We start from the raw sequence: 14723 nt of genomic DNA on the forward strand, positions 1-14723 counted from the left end.
ATGATTAAAATTGGCTCTTGTGTAATGTTTGGCCCAAGTGTGACGCTTTTATGTGGTGACCATGAGATTCGTGAAGTGGGCGCTCCAATGTATTTTGCAAAGAAGACAGGGTTGTCGGGATCTTCCGGCATTACTATCCAAAATGATGTATGGGTGGGTGCGAATGTCACCATATTAAAAGGCGTTACGGTCGGTGAGGGCGTCATAATTGCTGCGGGTAGTGTGGTTACTAAGTCGATACCCAGTTACTCTGTTGCTGCTGGGGTGCCTGCAAAGGTAATAAAGCAAAGGTTCAGTGAAGAAGATTTGAAACGACACAAAACTGCTTTAAAAACACGAGGCTTTTGCCCTTGATTCGCGGATTAATTTACGTTGGAGGGGTTGGCGGTTCAAGACTCTTGCTGATTTTGCTTGGGGCTATTATTGCTAACATTTTCGGGGAGTCAGAATATGCCAGTTATGTTCTGTTTCTGACGTTGTCAAATATTGTGACTAGTTTTTCGTTAATGGGCGTTGTTCCTCGGATTTTATCGCTTGCTGTTGGAGATGAGCGAGCATTGGCAGCGGGCTTGTTAAGAGGGTCTATTGCAAATTTTATGGTTGCACTTGCAATAGTGATTTTTGCTTATTTATTTGATATTGGTTTTTCTAAAGCTTTTTTGGATGATAGTGGTTTAGCGTTAATTTCTATTGTTCTTTATAGTTTTGGATTTGTTTTTATTTCTTTATTGTCGGCACTTTGGAATCAGGGGCGAAGGCATCATTTGGCTGGTGGTCTATGGCTTTTTACTAGTGTTTTTGCATTTTGTGTAGCTGGCGGGATTGCTCTATTTGGTGTTGATAATTATAGTTCAATCATTTTTTCTACAGTTTGGGCGGTATGTGGTGTTTGTGCGGGATTGAATCTTTATCTGCTTGGTTTTTTTGGTGCTAATGCGGAGAGTTTTTCTATAAGCGCTAAGCGTCTTGCAAGCGCTATGCTTGGCACTATGTATAGTGGATTGTTTGGGCTTCCATTCTTGATTGTGTTTTTTTGGCTGGGTGTGAGCCTCAACGCAGAAATACAAATTATTGATAAGTCAGCATTCTTCTTAGGATTTCAACTGTTTGCGATTGCGACATTTTTGCCTGGTGTTCTCGGTGGTGTTTTCGTGCCTAAGTTCGCGCAAGAAACAGGTGCAGCCAAAATTAAAATGATCAAGAGCTTAAGTTTGGTATATGCAGCTATTGGTGGAGGCTGGGTCCTGCTTGTGTGGTTCGCGTTACCTGTTTTGTTTAAATTTTATGGGGTTTCCCACACTAACTACACAGTTTATATAGTGATTTTGTGGCAGGTAGCAGGGGCTATTGCTGCATTAGGGGCTATTCAGAATCAATTGTTGGTTTCTCGTGGTAAATACTCATTCTTGCTGTTCGGCGGAGGGGTATGGGCAGTGCTTGCGACTGCTGTCCCCATGCTTGTTCAGGATAAAATGTTAGGGGCGGTTTTTGGGGTTTTGGTGGCATATATTGCTCTGCAGTTGATATATTGGTCTGAAAATAGGAAGCGAAATGCCGAACTCTAAGAGATCCTTCGATAAGGCAAATATATTTTTTTTAGCCAACCCTTATAGTCCACATGTGCGGCATTGGGAATGCCTGCTCGGTTATGGTAGTCGGAAAATGGCCGTAATTACAGCCCATAGAGCTAAGAGCGACCCTCTTGTATCTGTACCTGTTTATAATTTATTGCCTGGGGTTTTAGATAAGATACCTTTTGTTCTGCGTTATATTCTTTTGGGGTTGTATATTCGATTTTTTTGCAATAAAAAAACAATCCCTTTTGTTCATGCTCACAATACATCTGGGTACGGACTGTCTGCTCTGCTTTCTGGTCGCCCTTACATAGTTACAACATATGGTAGTGAGATATTTGATTCCCAGGCCAGAGGGTGGCTTTATTGCGTGGTTATTCGTGCAATTTTAAGGAAGGCTACTGCGATTACTTCTACTTCGCCAAAAATGACGGATTCATTGGTTCGGAGCTTTGGAGTTGATCGGACTAAGATTCATGAGTTTAGTCTTGGTGTCTCGAGTGCTTTCTTTTTCGATAAAATGAATAGGCGTCGGATTAGAGAGAATCTTGGTTTTCATTTTGCCCCGGTCTGGATTGTGAACCGTCGAATTCATCCACTTTACCATACGATAGAGTTAGTTAAAGCATTCGCCAGCTTTCGTAAAACGACAGGTGTTGGATTTCTCATGGTGCTTGAGGGGGATTCAGATTCTGGCTATTTGGCTGAGGTTGAGCGTATCTGTGGTGAAGTCGATGGAGTTAAGTTGATTCGGGGTTTTATGGCGCAAGATGATTTACGTGGTTATCTATCCGCGGCAGATTTTTCGATTTCTGTACCTGAAAGCGATCAGTTATCTAGTTCAATTTTAGAGGGCGCCGTATGTGGGGCGATTCCGCTACTTGCAGACTTGGAGTCTTATGCGCCAGTTCGTGGGTTCAGTGTTTTGTTTAAGATACCGAATCCGGGTAGTGCTGGTAGCTATGATCTTGTATTTAAGCGATCTTACGAGATGATGTTGTCTGGTGATTATGAGTACTGTCGTCGTGATATGTTCGAAAAGTTGGGGAGGTTTACGATGGATGCTGCGCTGCCAGAGGTGAATGATTTGTATGGGCTGATCCGGTGAAAATTCAAGTTTCTGATTCTTTTCTTTCTTGGATTGTTGCGATTGTGTTTCTCTTACCGCTATCGATAAGTGGTGGCGGTGTATCAGGTAAGCCGATTGATTTTGTTTTGTCTGATCTAGTGTTAGTGGGTTTTTATCTGTTTTCGATTTTCGGGTTATTAGTTCGAGGTTCGGCTGCTTTTCCTGATGGGCTGGTTACGTATATTGCTTCTTTCATTGTAATGTATTGTGCTGTTCTGGCAATTTTTGGCGTCATGTTTTCTGGCGATGTTTTACCGATTTTCTCAATGTTTAAATTTATCAAGCCCTTTTTCTTTATTGGTATGGGGTGGTGGTGGGCTAAAGCTTTCGGCTATAACGGTGTTTGTCGAATGGCATATGTCGCTGGCTTTGTATTGGTTGGTATATTTTTTTCTGATTTGGTTTATGGTGATTTTCCACATGGGTGTGGCGTTGAGGGGCGGTGGGGAGGTTGTGTTGGGGGATATGAAGTTTATGGGTTCCCGAACTCTGCAGCCTCTTTTATTGTTATCTTGCTGGTTTTTGTCCTTTCTGCTTATTTTGCTCGGCTGCGTGGTCAGTTGTTTTTTATTTCTACCGCTTTTCTTGCGGTTATACTGGGGGTGTTAAGTCTCTCAAGAGCTGCGTGGATATTCATAGCTTGGGTTTTTTTAATTTGGATTCTTCTAGATGGGTATAGAATGTTGGTGGCTCCATCAAGGTCGATCGGCATCGTATTCCTTGTTTTTTTCTTGGTTGGTATTTCTCTTTTGTTTTTAATGGGAGGGGATTTGATTGCTGGTGTTTTGAATAAATTCTCTTTTTCGATGGAGCGCAGTGATGTGACTTCGGGGCGAGCAGATATTTGGATGCGAGCCCTTGATTTAATTTCGCAAAAACCATTGTTCGGGTACTATTTTGAATCATTTTCTAGGTATATGCCAGGGTTTGATACGCCGCATAATCAGTATCTAGAGTGGTTGTACAAAATAGGCTTTGTGGGGCTGGTGCTTTTATTTGTGCTTTTTTTGCTCGCGGTTGCCTCAGTGGTGCAGGTTTATCAAAGTACTCCTGTATACAGCCGGCAAGCAATTGCGATGTTGAGTTTTGGTGGTTTTTTTGGTGTTCTAATTAATGGGCTTTTTCAACCGATTATTAGTTTTTCTTTGGTCGGAAATTTACTGATGCTTTGTATTGGGGCTGTTGCCTATTTTGCAAAGTCAAGATGGATTGAGCGTGAGGGTGTCATCAGATGAGGCAGGTACTTCAGTTATTAGATAGCGGTGAAACTTTATTGTGCTCCGCGCCGACACCATTCCAGTCTTCCGGGAGTCTTTTAATATCGACGAGACAAACACTAATTTCCGCCGGTACCGAGCGAATGCTTGTAGATTTTGGGAAAGCTTCTCTCCTTAAAAAAGCTCGCCAGCAGCCAGACAAAGTCAAAATGGTTCTGGAAAAGGTGCAGACAGATGGTCTGATGACCACCATCGAAGCAGTACAATCCAAGTTAGCTCAACCATTGCCGCTAGGTTACTGCAATGTTGGTGTTGTGGCGGAAGTTGGCAAGGGTGTCGAGGGTTTTCAAATCGGTGACCGAGTTGTGTCCAATGGCCCGCATGCCGATGTAGTGAAAGTATCGAAAAATCTCTGCGCCCGTATTCCGGATAATGTGGATGATGAGTCGGCCTCCTTCGTCGTGGTCGCCAGTATCGGCCTGCAGGGCATCCGCCTGGCCCAGCCAACCCTGGGTGAAGCCTTTGTCGTCACTGGCGCGGGGCTGATCGGTCTGCTCACTGTTCAGTTACTACGCGCCCATGGCTGTCGTGTGTTGGCCATCGACTTCGATGAATCCAAGTTGGAGCTAGCTCGCCAGTTTGGTGCAGTTACCTGCAACCCTGGCAAAGGTGAAGATCCGGTTGCTGCCGGCATGACCTTTAGCCGAGGCCAGGGCGTCGATGGGGTGATCATTACGGCTTCGACTAAGGCCAGCGACCCGGTTACGCAAGCAGCACGCATGAGCCGTAAGCGTGGGCGCATCATCCTGGTTGGCGTCACGGGGTTGGAACTGAACCGTTCCGACTTCTATGAGAAAGAGCTGACCTTCCAGGTGTCCTGTTCCTACGGCCCGGGCCGTTACGATCCTGCTTACGAGGAAAAAGGACAGGACTATCCGTTGGGTTTTGTGCGTTGGACTGAGCAGCGCAACTTCGAGGCGGTGCTGGACATGCTTGCCTGCGGCCAATTAGACGTCAAGCCGCTGATCACCCACCGTTTTGCCTTTGAAGACGCGCCCCAGGCCTACCAGACCCTGACCGAAGACAAGTCGGGCCTCGGCATTCTCCTGGAGTACCGCTCGGATGTGGCTGAACGGACCATCCGGCAAGTAACCTTGAATTCGTCTGCTAGTTTCAATGCCCAGCGTCCGGTGATGGGCTTTATCGGTGCAGGCAACTATGCCTCGCGCATGCTAATTCCGGCATTCAAGGCGTCTGGTGCGCAATTTCATACCATTGTAACTGCGGGTGGTATCAATGGTGTGATTCATGGTGAGAAAGCCGGCTTTGCCGAAGCCTCCACCGATATGGGCGCAATGCTGGCCAATCCAACGATCAATACTGTGGCTATCGTTACCCAGCATGACACCCATGCGCGTTTTGTCGGCCTTGCACTGCAAGCCGGTAAGCATGTGTTCGTTGAAAAGCCGTTGGCCATTGCTCATGCGGAACTTGATGAGGTGCAAACCGCCTACAACGAGGCGCATGCCAGCGGCTCGGGTCCGCAGCTGATGGTGGGCTTCAACCGCCGCTTCTCGCCGCAGGTGCAGAAGATGAAGGCGCTGTTGCAAGCGGTCAAAGAGCCCAAGTCGTTCATCATGACCATGAACGCTGGCGCCATCCCGGCTAGCCACTGGACGCAGGACAATGCAGTCGGTGGCGGTCGTATCATTGGTGAAGCCTGCCACTTCATAGACTTGATGCGTTTCCTCACCGGAAGCAAGATCGTCTCTATTCAAGCGCGGCGCATGGGTGATACCCCTGGCGTAGAAATCACCGAAGACAAGGCCTCTATCACCCTTGGTTTCGAGGATGGCTCCTTTGGCACCATCCTCTATCTGGCCAATGGTGCTGCAAGCTTTCCGAAAGAGCGCGTCGAAGTGTTTGCGGCCGGTCGCGTTCTGCAACTGGATAACTTCCGCAAGCTCAAGGGCTTCGGTTGGCCGGGGTTCAGCAAGCTCAATCTATGGAAGCAGGACAAGGGTCAGAATGCTTGCGCCGCCACTTTCCTGGAAGCCATCGAGCAGGGTACTGCAGCCATTCCCGTGGATGAAATCTTCGAGGTGGCGCGTGTTACCATAGAAGTAGCCGAGCTTCTGCGTAACCAATGACTATGCTGAAGGTAAGAGCTTCTACTGCATTGGCATTGGGTCTGCCTAATCTGGCTAGGGCGATTTCTTATCGTCTGGGTGTCAGGATTGGCCTTAATGTGGTGCGGCGTTTGCGTGCTGATGTTCCACCTGCGCCATTCTTCCAGCCTGTAACAGTTACTGCGCTGGCTCTGCCACCGTTGCTGAACTGGCAGCAGACTGCTCGATTGTTCAGCTATTGGCCGTATGCGGTCGGCACGGCTGCGCCGGACTGGCACAGCAGTCCGCTGACGGGGGGGCGGGTTGAGCTTCCCGAGGCCGACTGGTGGCATATTCCCGACTTTGATCCGGCAGTCGGTGATATCAAGCTGATCTGGGAGGCTTCACGCTTCGATTGGGTACTGGCTTTTGCCCAGCATACCCGCGCTGGTGAAACCGCCTCCCTGGAGTGTCTGAACGTTTGGCTGAGTGACTGGTGCGCGCAGAACCCACCCTACAAAGGGGCGAACTGGAAGTGCGGGCAGGAAGCCTCCATCCGTGTGATGCATCTTGCCATGGCGGCATTGATTCTGGGGCAGGCCGAAGCATCGGCATCTGGCCTGTTGGAACTGGTGCGTCTGCATTTGCAGCGTATTGCACCGACCATTAGCTATGCCATGGCGCAGGACAATAACCATGGCACTTCGGAAGCGGCTGCCTTGTTCATCGGGGGCAGTTGGTTGCTGTCCCAGGGCATGGCTGAGGGTGAGCGGTGGCAGCGGCTTGGCCGCAAGTGGTTGGAGAATCGTGCAGCACGCCTGATCGGTGCGGATGGCAGTTTCAGTCAATACTCGCTGAACTATCACCGCGTCATGCTCGACACCTTCTGCATGGTTGAGGTGTGGCGTCGGTATCTGGACTTACCGCGTTTTTCCGCTCGCTGGTATGCGCGTTCTTTGGCAGCAGTGCAGTGGCAGCATGCCATGGTGAATGCTGAAACCGGAGATGGCCCGAATCTTGGCGCCAATGATGGGGCGCGGCTGCTGCAACTGACCGATACTGACTATCGTGATTTCCGGCCTTCCGTGCAGTTGGCCATGGCACTGTTTGCCAATGCCCGCGCTTATGCCGAAGAGGGTACGTGGAATCTACCTTTAAGCTGGCTGGGTTTGGATCTGCCGAAAGCGGTAGCTGATCAGCCGGCTAGCCGGTTGTTCGACGACGGTGGTTTCGCTGTGCTGCGTCGAGGAACCGCTATGGTCATGCTGCGCTATCCGCGTTTCCGTTTCCGCCCCAGTCAGGCCGACGCCCTGCATGTCGATCTGTGGCTTGGCGGTCGCAACCTTCTGCGTGATGCTGGAACCTTCAGCTATAACACCGATCCGTTGTGGCTGGAGTACTTCCCCGGCACGGCTAGCCATAACACGGTGCAATTCGATGATCGCGACCAGATGCCTCGGCTAAGTCGCTTCCTGTTCGGCGACTGGCTCAAAACCTCGTACATCGAATCTTTGCATGAGCAGGATGGCGCAGCTACTTTTGCCGCCGGTTATCGGGATGGGCAGAAGGCCTGTCATAATCGCCATGTTCGTCTGAGCGCCAATGCTCTGCAGGTGGTGGATCAGATCGAGGGCTTCAAACATAAGGCAGTGCTGCGCTGGCGGCTCGAGCCTGGTCAGTGGCGAATCGAAGGCAATAGCCTGAGCAACGGTGAGCATGTTCTGGAGGTGCGGACTTCCATGCCAATCGTGCGTTATGAGCTGCTTCAGGGCTGGGAATCGCGCTATTACCTGGAGAAAAAACAAGTGCCGGTGCTGGAAATTGAAGTCCGCCAGCCGGGATCGCTGACAACGGAGTATCGCTGGGTCTCATGAAAGTTCTGTATTTTCATCAACATTTCTCGACGCCCAACGGTGCCGTTGGTATTCGCTCCTATGAAATGGCTCGTCGCTTGCTGGCTCGTGGGCACCAGGTAACTATGGTCTGCGGTAGTTATGGGGGAGGGGAGACGGGACTGGCCTTGCCCTTCATTAACGGCCGTAGGCGCGGCACGGTCGATGGCATAGAGATCGTCGAGTTCGATCTTGCCTACTCCAACAGTGATGGCTTGGTTAAGCGGGCCATGACCTTTGTAAAGTTCGCTTTGCGCAGTATTGGGCTGGCGTTGACCGAACACTATGACCTGGTGTTCGCCACCACTACGCCTCTGACTGCCGGCATCCCCGGTATTTTTGCGCGCTGGCTACGGGGTAAGCCGTTCGTGTTCGAGGTGCGTGACCTGTGGCCAGAACTTCCCAAGGCCATGGGTGTGATCCGCAACCCATTGGTGTTGGGCGCCTTGTCAATGCTGGAATGGGCAAGCTATCGCTCGGCTCACCGACTGATCGGCTTGTCGCCGGGTATCGTGGAGGGTATTGCCCACCGCGGTGTGCCGCAAGAGCGCATTGCCCTTGTTCCCAACGGCTGCGACCTGGGGATTTTCGCTGGTGAAGTGCAGCCTTGGCGCCCAGAACAGGTGAAGGCAGGCGACCTGCTCGCCGTCTTTGCTGGCACCCACGGTGTAGCCAATGGCCTAGATGCAGCGCTCGATGCTGCCGCCGAACTGAAGCGCCGTGGCCGCGATGACATCAAGTTGTTGCTGATCGGGCAGGGCAAACTCAAACCGGCTTTACAGGCGCGGGCACAACGTGAGGCGTTGGAGGGAGTGGTATTTCATGACCCGGTTAATAAAGCGCATCTTGCAGGTTTGATGGCTGGTACGGATGTCGGTTTGCAGGTGCTGGCAAATGTGCCCGCATTCTACTTTGGTACCTCGCCTAATAAGTTCTTCGACTACATCGCAGCCGGCTTGCCGGTACTCAACAATTATCCCGGCTGGTTGGCAGGGATGATCCGCGACAATCAATGCGGCTTTTCAGTTGAGCCAGAAAGCCCTCATGCTTTTGCCGATGCCTTGGAGCGGGCCGCGAATGACCGTGCGGCAGTTAAGGAGATGGGTAAGCGTAGCCGTGAGTTGGCCGAGCGAGAGTTTGATCGCGAACTGCTGGCGAATCGCTTTGTCGATTGGTTGGAGGGGGTTAAGCGGTGAGCAAACGCCTTTTCGATATCGTCGCCTCCCTTTGCGGTCTGTTACTGCTAGCACCGGTTATTGCCATCGTCGCCTGGCAGATCCGGGGCAAGCTCGGCTCTCCCGTGCTGTTCCGCCAGGTGCGCCCCGGCTTGAATGGCGAGCCATTCGAGATGATCAAGTTCCGTACGATGCGCGATGCGCTGGATGCCAGTGGTAACCCTTTGCCGGACGCCGAGCGCATGACACCGTTCGGCAGCTTCTTGCGTTCCAGTAGCCTGGATGAATTACCCGAGCTGTGGAGCGTGCTGAAAGGCGACATGAGCCTTGTTGGCCCGCGTCCACTGCTGATGGAGTACCTGCCGCTTTACAGCCCTGAACAGTATCGTCGCCATGAAGCCCGACCTGGTGTGACTGGCTGGGCGCAGGTAAATGGTCGTAATGCGCTGAGTTGGGATGAGAAGTTCAAGCTGGATGTTTGGTATGTGGACAGTCGCTCGTTGTGGCTGGATCTGAAAATTATCTTTTTAACCATCAAGAAGGTAGTGGTGCGTGACGGTATCAGTGCGGATGGGGAGGCGACTATGGCCAAATTCACGGGTCGTAAGTTGTGAAAAGACTGGCCATCCTGGGCGCTAGCGGTCATGGCAAGGTGGTTGCGGATACAGCCGAATGCTGTGGTTGGCAGTCTGTCGAGTTCTTCGATGATGCTTGGCCAGGGCTTCAGATAAATGGTGCTTGGTCGGTTGTGGGCGATACGGCAGCTCTAATGGGGCGGTTAGCCGACTTTGATGGTGTGGTGGTTGCTATCGGCAATAACCGTATCCGTCACGCCAAGCTGCTTGAGTTGCTGGCGGCGGGCGCTCGCTTAGTGACACTGGCTCATCCCGCCGCCACCGTCAGTCGCTATGCCGCTATTGGTGAGGGGACGGTGATATTCGCTGGCGCGGTGGTCAATGCCGAAGCACGTATAGGTCTGGGCGCCATTCTCAATACCGGCTGCAGCATCGATCACGACTGCGTGTTGGGCGATGCCGTGCATATCAGTCCCGGTGCGCGGCTAGCGGGCGGTGTGCAGGTGGGCGACTTGAGTTGGATCGGTATCGGCGCCAACGTGCGCCAACTGATTCGCATCGGCCCGCGTGTGATGGTGGGCGCTGGTTCGGCAGTCGTCAGTGATATTCCGAATGATGTGACTGTGGCTGGCGTGCCGGCTAAAAGGATGAGGTAACCAGAGGTTTTATGCTCAACACCCCGTTTTCCCCCTGGCCGAGCTTCAGCGAAGAAGAGGCCAATGCCGTTCGCGATGTAATTCTCTCCAACAAGGTCAACTACTGGACGGGGCAGGAGTGTCGTGAGTTCGAGAAGGAGTTTGCGGCATGGGCCGGTAGCAAGCATGCGGTCGCCTTGGCCAATGGCACTGTTGCGCTGGATCTAGCTCTACAGGCTTTGGGTATAGGCGCAGGTGATGAGGTGGTTGTCACGCCGCGCACCTTCCTTGCTTCGGTTTCGAGCATCGTCAATGCCGGTGCGATACCGGTTTTTGCAGACGTCGATAGCGAGTCGCAGAACATCACCGCCGAAACCATCTGCGCCGTGCTCACTCCGCGTACTCGGGCGGTAATTTGCGTGCATCTGGCCGGCTGGCCCTGCGATATGGATGCGATTATGGCGCTGGCCGCCGAGCATGATCTGAAAGTGATCGAGGATTGTGCCCAAGCGCATGGCGCGCACTATAAGGGCCGCCCTGTCGGGTCGATTGGTCATGTCGGCGCTTGGTCGTTCTGCCAGGACAAGATCATGACCACCGGTGGCGAGGGCGGCATGGTGACTACCAATGATCGCGAGTTGTGGTCGCGCATGTGGTCGATCAAGGATCACGGCAAGTCATGGGAAGCCGTTTACGAGCGGCAGCATGCTCCGGGCTTTCGTTGGTTGCATGACAGCTTCGGTACTAACTGGCGGATGATGGAAGTCCAGGCGGTTATTGGCCGCATTCAGTTGCAGCGTATGCAGGCTTGGCACACGAAGCGTTTGGCCAATGCCGAGAAAATTTGGACATCTGCCAGTGTTTTGCCTGGCTTGCGTGTGCCTGACATGCCAGCAAATATCAAGCATGCAGCCTATAAGTGCTATGTGTTTGTCGAGCCTTCTCAGCTGAAGTCCGGTTGGGATCGTGATCGTATTCTTACGGAGATCGCTGCCCGTGGTGTTCCGTGCTTTTCTGGCTCTTGCTCTGAGGTGTATTTGGAGAAGGCCTTCGATGACACCGGCTGGCGCCCGGCAGAACGTTTACCGGTTGCTAAAGTGCTGGGGGAGACCAGCTTGATGTTTCTGGTTCACCCAACGCTTGCCGAAGCAGAAATTAATAAGACGTGCGACGTCCTGACTCAGGTAATGCGTGAAGCCTGCTGAGTTTGGTTTTGCCGGTTTATCAGTGTTGTGCCGGTTGCCGCTCTGGGGTTTGGCAGGTTTCCTGCGGCTTTGATGTGTGTGAACTGGTTGGGGATTGATGCTTCAGGCGGCGTCTGGGATCGCCAGCAAGCTGGCTCCTACGGGAGGTAGGGAGGGCGTTTTTTGTTTGCTGGGTGTCAGTGCGTGGTTGAAGGTCGGTGCATAGGCTTTTTGTTTTTATGCTGTTGCGCAGTATTCGTTGCAGCAGTTGGTTCAAAGAAGGCTTGAGAAAATTGAGGGATGATTGTGTTAAGACTTGCCGAGAAATTGCGTAGCCGTCTGGTCAATTTGCCACGACGCTACAAGCGGCTGATACAAGTCGCCACGGATGTGGTGCTGGTCTGGGCAGCATTGTGGCTTTCGTTTGTCGTGCGCCTAGGTGATTCAAAAAGCATTGAACCTTTTTTGGGACATGCGTGGTTATTTATAGCCGCGCCGCTGATAGCGATCCCTTTGTTTATTCGCTTCGGCATGTACCGGGCGGTGATGCGTTATTTCGGCAATGATGCCTTGATGGCTATTGGCAAGGCGGTTTCACTATCAGCCTTGATTTTGGCGTTGGTGGTGTATTGGTATCAGGGCGCCCCCAAGGTAATACCCCGCTCCATGGTGTTTAACTACTGGTGGTTAAGTCTGGTAATGATCGGTGGTTTGCGTCTGCTTATGCGCCAGTATTTTATGGGCGACTGGTATTCATCTGCGCAGCCCTACCGTCTGCAGGGACGCGATGCTGGCTTGCCGAAGGTCGCGATTTATGGTGCAGGTGCTGCAGGTAATCAACTGGTTGCGGCCCTGCGACTGGGGCGAGGGATGCGGCCCGTAGCCTTTATCGATGATGACTCGGGTATCGCCAACCGCGTGATTGCAGGGTTGCGGGTTTATACCCCCAAGCATATTCAGCAGATGATCAATGAGACAGGGGCTGACGAGATACTGCTGGCGATTCCTTCGGCTTCACGTGGGCGGCGGCGCGAGGTGCTCGAGCGGTTAGAGCAGTATCCGCTGCATGTACGCAGTGTGCCTGGCTTTATGGATTTGGCCAGTGGCCGGGTCAAGGTCGATGATGTGCAGGAGGTGGACATCGCCGACTTGCTTGGCCGCGATGCGGTGCCGCCGCAGCAGGCTTTGTTTGAGCGTTGTATCCGCGGTCAGGTGGTGATGGTGACAGGGGCTGGGGGCTCCATTGGTTCTGAGTTGTGTCGACAGATAGTCACGACCGGGCCTACTACCTTGCTGCTGTTCGAGCACAGTGAATTTAATCTCTACAGTATTCACAGCGAACTGGAACAACGTATTCGCCGTGAGTCGCTGCCTGTTCGTTTGGTGCCGATCCTGGGGTCAATCCGCAATGCCGGGCGCTTGTTGGATGTGATGCGTACCTGGAGCGTTAGTACGGTCTATCACGCGGCGGCCTACAAGCATGTGCCTATGGTTGAGCACAATATTGCCGAGGGTGTGTTGAATAATGTGTTGGGTTCTACCTTTACTGCGCAAGCGGCGGTGAAGGCTGGAGTTGAGCATTTTGTGCTGATTTCCACCGACAAGGCCGTACGCCCGACCAATGTGATGGGCAGTACCAAGCGTTTGGCGGAGATGGTCTTGCAGGCACTGAGCCGTGAGTTGGCCCCTGTACTGTTCCGCGACGATGAGTCTGTGCATCAGGTCAACAAGACCCGTTTCACCATGGTGCGCTTCGGGAATGTGCTGGGCTCGTCCGGTTCGGTGATTCCGCTTTTCCATGAGCAGATCCGCAAGGGCGGGCCTGTCACCGTAACCCATCCGAATATCACTCGTTACTTTATGACCATCCCCGAGGCGGCCCAGCTAGTGATCCAGGCCGGAGCCATGGGGCAGGGCGGGGATGTATTTGTACTGGATATGGGCCAGCCAGTGAAGATTGCCACCTTGGCGGAGAAGATGATTCACCTCAGTGGGTTGAGCGTGCGCTCGGATAGGAACCTGCACGGTGATATTGCCATCGAGTTCACCGGCCTGCGTCCTGGCGAGAAGCTGTATGAGGAACTGCTGATCGGTGACAACGTTAGCCCGACCGAGCATCCGATGATCATGCGGGCCAATGAAGAGCATCTGCCTTGGGAGGCGTTCAAGAAGGCCTTGAGTGAACTTCTGATGGCAGTGGAACGTGATGACTACGACCGGGTACGTCAGCTGTTGCGTGAGACTGTAAGTGGTTACAAGCCGGAAGGCGAGATTGTCGACTGGATTCATCAGCAGCGGCGGATTGAGCCTTAGCGAGTGTGTTGGCGTTTGCTGCTTTTGTGGGAGGCCGCCCCGGCGCGATGCTGTTGATTGTTGGGCGGACGTTGTCCGCCATCGCCGCGAGGGCGCGCCTCCTACAGGGGAATGGGGTGTCTGCTGCTTTTGTAGGAGGGCCGCCCCGGCGCGAGGCCTTGGTTTTTTGCGCGGACTGCGTCCGCTATCGCCGCGGGTCGCGTGACCCACATGGATGTGGGAAATACTGCAAGCCCGACGGTAGCGGGCGCGGGCCTGCATGGTGGGGTGGTCTTGGCTCCGTAGGCGCCTGTTGGCCACCCGCCGTCTTCGACGCGTGGCTTCTTTCTGTTCTACTTGATCTGCTTAATACCCTGCTTCTTTCTGGTGTCGGAAGGCTAGTACATACACGGCCCGGTCAGCAGGCTCGTGACGATAAAGCGCGACATAGCCGGACTCCCCGAACGCTATGATCAGCTCTCGCAATTCCGGCAGTTCAGGGAACGGACGACCTATGTCTGGGTTTTTTTCAAGACGGGCGAACTGTTGCTCAATGGCTTGACCGGCTCGTCGGGCTACCTGCGGATCTTTCTCGGTCAGGAACTGCCGGCAGCGTTCCAGCCCCCGCCCTGCACCCTCGGTGATGATCAGTCGTGACACTTGGGAAGTTCCGTCTCCGCCTCAGCCCCCCAGGTGTTGAGCCAGGCACGGGTCTCTTGGCCCGTCAGATGAAGCCCGGTTTCCTGGTGCGCAGCCCAGGATGCCAGGGCTTCCTGCTTGAAGCTCTCGCGCGTTTCCTCGCGCTCTACGTACTGGGCTATTGCCTCGCGCATGATCCAGTGAGCCGAGCGCTGCCGCAGGCTGGCCAGGTGCTGGATGCGGCCTTTCAATTCGTCGTCGATCTTGATCGAAGTCGCCATGCTGGCCCCTCATTATCATCAG

At 53.0% G+C, this 14723-nt stretch carries 13 protein-coding genes; 11 read left to right on the forward strand and 2 right to left on the reverse strand.

Annotated features, from left to right (window positions below):
- From Q8Q83_RS17780 to Q8Q83_RS17830, 11 genes are all read left to right on the forward strand, one after another.
- A partial coding sequence (locus Q8Q83_RS17780) for a DapH/DapD/GlmU-related protein (protein ID WP_305625457.1) occupies positions 1-354 on the forward strand: 354 nt, incomplete at its 5' end.
- Positions 345-1565 carry a hypothetical protein gene (locus Q8Q83_RS17785; protein ID WP_305625458.1) on the forward strand — a complete coding sequence of 407 codons (1221 nt, stop codon included), beginning with the start codon at positions 345-347 and terminating at the stop codon, positions 1563-1565. The genes Q8Q83_RS17780 and Q8Q83_RS17785, both read left to right, overlap by 10 nt.
- Positions 1552-2682, forward strand: coding sequence for a glycosyltransferase (locus tag Q8Q83_RS17790; protein ID WP_305625459.1), 1131 nt, complete (start codon positions 1552-1554; stop codon positions 2680-2682). Before Q8Q83_RS17785 ends, Q8Q83_RS17790 begins: the two co-directional genes overlap by 14 nt.
- On the forward strand, positions 2679-3938 hold the full coding sequence (locus Q8Q83_RS17795; protein ID WP_305625460.1) for an O-antigen ligase: 1260 nt from the start codon (positions 2679-2681) through the stop codon (positions 3936-3938). Before Q8Q83_RS17790 ends, Q8Q83_RS17795 begins: the two co-directional genes overlap by 4 nt.
- Positions 3935-6070, forward strand: a complete 2136-nt coding sequence (locus Q8Q83_RS17800; RefSeq protein WP_305625461.1) for a bi-domain-containing oxidoreductase — start codon at positions 3935-3937, stop codon at positions 6068-6070. Before Q8Q83_RS17795 ends, Q8Q83_RS17800 begins: the two co-directional genes overlap by 4 nt.
- Entirely contained in the window at positions 6067-7902 is a 1836-nt protein-coding gene (locus tag Q8Q83_RS17805; protein WP_305625462.1) for a heparinase II/III-family protein, read from the forward strand. Before Q8Q83_RS17800 ends, Q8Q83_RS17805 begins: the two co-directional genes overlap by 4 nt.
- A complete protein-coding gene (locus Q8Q83_RS17810; protein ID WP_305625463.1) occupies positions 7899-9116 on the forward strand; it encodes a glycosyltransferase family 4 protein in 1218 nt (405 codons plus the stop codon). The genes Q8Q83_RS17805 and Q8Q83_RS17810 overlap by 4 nt, the downstream gene beginning before the upstream one ends.
- Entirely contained in the window at positions 9113-9709 is a 597-nt protein-coding gene (locus tag Q8Q83_RS17815; RefSeq protein WP_305625464.1) for a sugar transferase, read from the forward strand. The genes Q8Q83_RS17810 and Q8Q83_RS17815 overlap by 4 nt, the downstream gene beginning before the upstream one ends.
- Entirely contained in the window at positions 9706-10326 is a 621-nt protein-coding gene (locus Q8Q83_RS17820) for an acetyltransferase (protein WP_305625465.1), read from the forward strand. Before Q8Q83_RS17815 ends, Q8Q83_RS17820 begins: the two co-directional genes overlap by 4 nt.
- 11 nt (positions 10327-10337) lie before the next feature.
- Positions 10338-11510 (forward strand): DegT/DnrJ/EryC1/StrS aminotransferase family protein, encoded by a 1173-nt coding sequence (locus Q8Q83_RS17825; protein WP_305625466.1) that lies wholly within the window; start codon positions 10338-10340, stop codon positions 11508-11510.
- A gap of 279 nt (positions 11511-11789) precedes the next feature.
- A complete protein-coding gene (locus Q8Q83_RS17830; RefSeq protein ID WP_305625467.1) occupies positions 11790-13802 on the forward strand; it encodes a nucleoside-diphosphate sugar epimerase/dehydratase in 2013 nt (670 codons plus the stop codon).
- Positions 13803-14147: 345 nt separating this feature from the next.
- Here the strand turns inward: Q8Q83_RS17830 and Q8Q83_RS17835 are convergent, their stop codons facing one another.
- The gene (locus Q8Q83_RS17835) at positions 14148-14441 is read right to left on the reverse strand and encodes a type II toxin-antitoxin system RelE/ParE family toxin (RefSeq protein ID WP_371132432.1); all 294 of its coding nucleotides are present in this window, start codon (positions 14439-14441) and stop codon (positions 14148-14150) included.
- The gene (locus Q8Q83_RS17840; RefSeq protein WP_305625468.1) at positions 14429-14701 is read right to left on the reverse strand and encodes a CopG family ribbon-helix-helix protein; all 273 of its coding nucleotides are present in this window, start codon (positions 14699-14701) and stop codon (positions 14429-14431) included. The genes Q8Q83_RS17835 and Q8Q83_RS17840 overlap by 13 nt, the downstream gene beginning before the upstream one ends.
- Positions 14702-14723 lie beyond the last annotated feature (22 nt).

The sequence above is a fragment of the Pseudomonas sp. genome (assembly GCF_030696055.1).
Lineage (GTDB): Bacteria > Pseudomonadota > Gammaproteobacteria > Pseudomonadales > Pseudomonadaceae > Aquipseudomonas.

Coding starts and splice junctions, on each gene's coding strand:
- Q8Q83_RS17810 (WP_305625463.1), top strand. CDS start 7,899: ATGAAAGTTCTGTATTTTCATCAACATTTCTCGACGCCCAACGGTGCC.
- Q8Q83_RS17800 (WP_305625461.1), top strand. CDS start 3,935: ATGAGGCAGGTACTTCAGTTATTAGATAGCGGTGAAACTTTATTGTGC.
- Q8Q83_RS17790 (WP_305625459.1), top strand. CDS start 1,552: ATGCCGAACTCTAAGAGATCCTTCGATAAGGCAAATATATTTTTTTTA.
- Q8Q83_RS17840 (WP_305625468.1), bottom strand. CDS start 14,701: ATGGCGACTTCGATCAAGATCGACGACGAATTGAAAGGCCGCATCCAG.
- Q8Q83_RS17825 (WP_305625466.1), top strand. CDS start 10,338: ATGCTCAACACCCCGTTTTCCCCCTGGCCGAGCTTCAGCGAAGAAGAG.
- Q8Q83_RS17830 (WP_305625467.1), top strand. CDS start 11,790: ATGATTGTGTTAAGACTTGCCGAGAAATTGCGTAGCCGTCTGGTCAAT.
- Q8Q83_RS17805 (WP_305625462.1), top strand. CDS start 6,067: ATGACTATGCTGAAGGTAAGAGCTTCTACTGCATTGGCATTGGGTCTG.